The organism is Mesorhizobium sp. M7A.F.Ca.US.005.03.2.1 (assembly GCF_003997795.1).
Classification (GTDB): Bacteria; Pseudomonadota; Alphaproteobacteria; order Rhizobiales; family Rhizobiaceae; genus Mesorhizobium; species Mesorhizobium ciceri.
The window spans coordinates 1-3,491 of sequence record NZ_RZRP01000681.1; the positions used below are offsets into that span (position 1 = coordinate 1).

Annotated in this window: 5 protein-coding genes and 1 pseudogene; 4 read left to right on the forward strand and 2 right to left on the reverse strand. The window is 65.1% G+C overall.

Translation table 11 applies throughout. The features are described from left to right. Positions 1-530, forward strand: a pseudogene (locus EN991_RS28215) (transcriptional regulator); the annotation flags it as partial. 41 nt (positions 531-571) lie between these two features. On the opposite strand, the gene EN991_RS28220 reads toward EN991_RS28215, so the two are convergent. After that, positions 572-1,132 carry an SRPBCC domain-containing protein gene (locus EN991_RS28220; RefSeq protein WP_245461092.1) on the reverse strand — a complete coding sequence of 187 codons (561 nt, stop codon included), beginning with the start codon at positions 1,130-1,132 and terminating at the stop codon, positions 572-574. Between the two features lie 44 nt (positions 1,133-1,176). Between EN991_RS28220 and EN991_RS28225 the strand changes: the two genes are divergently transcribed. Together EN991_RS28225 and EN991_RS28230 are read left to right on the forward strand one after the other, a co-directional pair. Then, entirely contained in the window at positions 1,177-1,929 is a 753-nt protein-coding gene (locus EN991_RS28225; RefSeq protein WP_127369981.1) for a pseudouridine synthase, read from the forward strand. A 120-nt stretch (positions 1,930-2,049) separates the two neighbouring features. Beyond that, positions 2,050-2,451, forward strand: coding sequence for a VOC family protein (locus EN991_RS28230; RefSeq protein WP_013530567.1), 402 nt, complete (start codon positions 2,050-2,052; stop codon positions 2,449-2,451). Positions 2,452-2,481: 30 nt separating this feature from the next. On the opposite strand, the gene EN991_RS28235 is transcribed toward EN991_RS28230, so the two are convergent. Beyond that, the gene (locus EN991_RS28235; RefSeq protein WP_127369982.1) at positions 2,482-3,063 is read right to left on the reverse strand and encodes a histidine phosphatase family protein; all 582 of its coding nucleotides are present in this window, start codon (positions 3,061-3,063) and stop codon (positions 2,482-2,484) included. Between the two features lie 208 nt (positions 3,064-3,271). On the opposite strand from EN991_RS28235, the gene EN991_RS28240 reads away from it, so the two are divergent. Further along, positions 3,272-3,491 (forward strand): universal stress protein (locus EN991_RS28240; protein ID WP_164769421.1); only part of this gene is annotated, 220 nt, incomplete at its 3' end.

Below are 3,491 nucleotides of genomic sequence, written 5' to 3' on the forward strand. Positions count from 1 at the left end.
AGGGCGTCAGCCCCAGGCTGAAGCGCCTCATCGACAGGCTCTAGGCCAGCCCCGCCATAGTCAGGACCGCTACCTGGGACGTCGTTGCCTGGAACCGTGCCGCGAGGGTCGTGCTGACCGACTACAGCACCCTGCCCGAGGGCGAGCGCAACATTCTGCGCTTCATGTTCCTCAGTCCCCATATCCGCGCCAGGCAGCACGACTGGCAAAACCTCGCCCGTTTCGTGGTGGGCGCGTTCCGGGCCGATGCGGCACGCGCCGGCGCTGTCTCCGAGGTGCGTGAACTCGTCGACGAACTCTGCAGCGCCAGCCCCGAGTTTGCCGCCCTGTGGCGGGAAAACGGCGTGCTCAGCCATGGCGACGGGACAAAGCGCCTGAAGCACCCGGAACTTGGCGATATCGAACTGGAATATTCGGGCTTCGCGGTCGACGGCCGGCCGGATTTGAGCCTGACCGTCTACAACCCGGTCGACAGCGCCGTCGCCGACCGCATCCGCGCGCTGGCTCTCGCCCGATACCCCAAAGCGTAAGGGCGGGACGACCTATCCGCTGCGATGACTCCCGCCCGCCCTCAAGCGCGCTCGCAGACCGCCTTCAGGATCTGCAAGGTCGGCCCCCAGTAGAGATCGGCATGCGGCCGGATCGCCGGTTCGGCGAAGTCGCTGAGCGTCAGTGTCAACAGTGTTCCCCCATCCGCCGGCGCCAGGTCGAAGCTGACCACGGTGTGATTTTCGGGCACGTCCGCCAGACGCGAGGCCGACAGTGTGCTCCAGTAGCTGTAGGCGAAGCTCATTCCCGGCTCAAAAGTGCGGATGGTGCCGTGGTTTTCGAACGGCATTCCGTGCAGCAGTCCGCGCATCACGATCGCGCCGCCGGCCTGCCCTTGCAGGCTGACGGTCAACTCCTCGTCGGACATCCATTGCGGGATCATTTCTGGCGTCGTCAGTATCCGCCAGACCTTGGCCGGCTCGGCACCGATGACGACGGTCTTGGTTATCGGCGCAGCGGACTCACTCATGGGGTGCAGATTATAGCGGATGCGGCGGCGACAATATCGCTGTTCCAGGCGGTACGGATGCCGCCATTGCCCCTTGCCCTGTATAGGAAGACAGCACCACGCTTGCGAAGCCATTGCAGCCCGTGGCATCTGTCGGCTCCACCAGCGCAGACGGCACCATGACACCACGGCAGACACGGCAGAGCGGCAGGCAGGCGGCGCCCGGCGTCAGTCTCAACCGGGCGCTGTCGAAGCTCGGCCTGTGCTCGCGCACGCAGGCCGAGGTGCTGATCGCCGAAGGCCGCGTGCGTGTCGGCGGCAAGGTGGTGCGCGATGCGGCGCTGCGCGTCGACCTCGACCGCGACCGCATCGTCGTCGACGACAGGCCGGTGGTTGCCGAGCGCAAGGTCTACCTCATGCTCAACAAGCCGCGCGGGCTGGTCACCACCCGCGACGACCCGCAGCAGCGCGACACCGTCTATGCCTGCCTCGAAGGGCTCGACTTGCCCTTCGTCTCCCCGGTCGGCCGCCTCGACAAGGCGAGCGAAGGCCTGCTGCTGATGACCAACGACACCCGGTTTGCCAACCGGCTGATGGACCCGGCTTCGCATTTGCCGAAAACCTATCACGTGCAGATCGGCACGGTACCGGATGCTCCGATGCTGGAGACGTTGCGCGCCGGCGTGACCGTCGACGGCGAGGTGCTCACCGCGAACGCGATCGAACTTTTGCGCAGTGGCGGCCGCACCGCCTGGCTGGAGATCGTGCTCGACGAAGGCCGTAATCGCCACATCCGTCGCCTGCTCGCCGCGCACGGCGTCGAGATCCTGCGCCTCATCCGCATCGCTATCGGCCGCCTGCCGCTCGGCGACCTCGCCAAGGGTACGGCACGGCATTTGACAGCAGAAGAGTTGGCGCTGCTGAGGGGGTAAGCAGGGCGTGCCGCTGGTGCAGCCGCACGGCGATCCCTCCTGACGGAAAGCTGTCAGGAGGCCTGGCCTATAGGTCGGATGGGAGCCGGCCACGGCTTCAACGATCAGGGAGCCAATGCAATGAATTTCGTCTCCGTCCGCATCATCACGTCGGACGTCCAGCGTCTCGTTCACTTCTACGGTGAGATCACCGGCATGCCCGTGACGGTGTACACGGAAGACTTCGCCGAACTGGCGACGCCGACCTGCACGCTGGCGATCGGCAGCACACGCACCTTGATGCTGTTCGGCGGCGACATCGCCCGCCCCGCCGACAACCACACCGCCATCATCGAGTTCCGCGTCGGCGACGTCGATGCTGAATTCGCCAGGCTCTCGGACCTCCTCAGGAATATCACTGTGCAGAAGCCGACCACCATGCCCTGGGGCAACCGCTCGCTGCTGTTTCGCGACCCTGACGGCAATCTGGTGAATTTCTTCACGCCGGTAACCGCTGAGGCGATCAGGAAATTCGACAGATAGGCGTAAGCGGTGCCGCTGGCCGAAGCTGCTCTATTTCTGGTTCCATTTCCGGATGACCGGCTCGCTCAAATCATGCTCGTAGCCGAGCACGCTGATGCTGGCCGTATCGAGCACGAGCAGCGCGCCGCCCTCCGGCGGCAGCCCGATCCAGCGCGCCGCCAGCACGCGCAGAAAATGCGCGCTGGAAAACACCAATATGCTGGCATTGGCCTCGCGCAGCCCAGCGATAATCCTGTCGGCCCGCGCGCCGACATCGGCCGCCGTCTCGCCCTTTGGACACCCATCGCGAAACACATTCCAGCCGCGGCGCTCGGCCAGGATCTGTTTTGTCGTCAGCCCCTCATAGGCGCCATAGTCCCACTCCTGCAGATCGTCCTTCTTGACGCTCTGCGCGCCGAAGCCGGCCAGTACGCTGGTGTTGTAGGCGCGCTGCGACGGGCTCGACCATACGGCCGAAAAAGACAGGCCCTCGAGCCTGTCCGCGACACCCCGCGCGGCGGCCTCGCCAACCGGGGTCAACGGCATGTCGGTGCGGCCGGTATGCTGCCCCGAAAGGCTCCATGCCGTCTCACCATGCCGGACCAGATGGATTTGCGGATACGAGTTGCTCATGGACTGCCTTTCAATGTCACCGGCACCTTAGGCGACGATGCGGCAAAGGGGAATCCGCTTGGTACAAGACTGCGTGGTCGCCTGGCCTTGATCCGCGGCGGGGCCGGCCCTGTGATCGGCCCGAGGCCGCAACTATATCAAGGCCAGCCCTCCACAAGGCTCCCGCCACCTCAAGGGCATCGGCCCTTGCGCAACAGGTCATGTCATCATGTACAAACATTTGCTCATCGCCACGGACGGATCGGAACTGGCCGACAAGGGCGTTACCCACGGCCTGACATTGGCCAAGGGCCTCGGCGCCTCTGTTACTTTCATCACCGTCTCCGAACAATTCCCGATCTTCGCCTGGGGCGGCGCCATGGCCGGCTACGCCGCCGGCGATGAACTGGCCGCCTATCAGGAAGAGGCGCGCAAATACGCCAAGGAAG